This is a genomic window from Campylobacter sp. 2018MI13 (assembly GCF_018501135.1).
Classification (GTDB): domain Bacteria; phylum Campylobacterota; class Campylobacteria; order Campylobacterales; family Campylobacteraceae; genus Campylobacter_E.
On the sequence record NZ_JAHCZC010000199.1, the window covers coordinates 1 to 475 of the forward strand.

Consider the following 475-nt stretch of genomic DNA (forward strand, 5'->3'; position numbering starts at 1 on the left):
CTGGAAAATTGGGGGCTAAAGCTTCGACGTAAATAACATCTCCTAATTTAACTGTTATTTCCGCATTGTTATAATGCAAATCGTGTGAAATGCTAGGGTAGATCCAGTTGCTTAGTCCGCTTGGCGCACCGCCTTTCCCCAGTGACACTTTAGTTTTTAAATCCGCACAATTCCTCTCCCCAACATTCCCGTCTCCAAAACACTACTTTCCGATAAGCTCGCTGCTCGAATCAAGATTGTATTTCCACGCTTGTTGTTGGAAACCGGTTGCGTCTTGAATCCAGCTTGAGTTCTGATTGATCTTGATTAATTTTTTCCAATCGTCAGTAGCTTTCAAGTCACTGATGGTTGAATTTTTAAGAGCATTCTCACGTGTCTGCGCTTCGGTCTTGGTATAAACCGACGATGACAAAGCATATGTCCGCTTGACTTCTGCCTGATAGGCCGTGAGTGCATCGGCCTGAGTCTGTATGCG

1 protein-coding gene is annotated in these 475 nt (G+C 44.4%); it reads right to left on the minus strand.

Annotation, left to right across the window (positions count from 1 at the left end; translation table 11 throughout):
* Window positions 1-202: 202 nt before the first annotated feature.
* Window positions 203-475: hypothetical protein (locus KJQ99_RS09630; protein ID WP_214150701.1), on the minus strand; the 273-nt coding region annotated here is incomplete at its 5' end.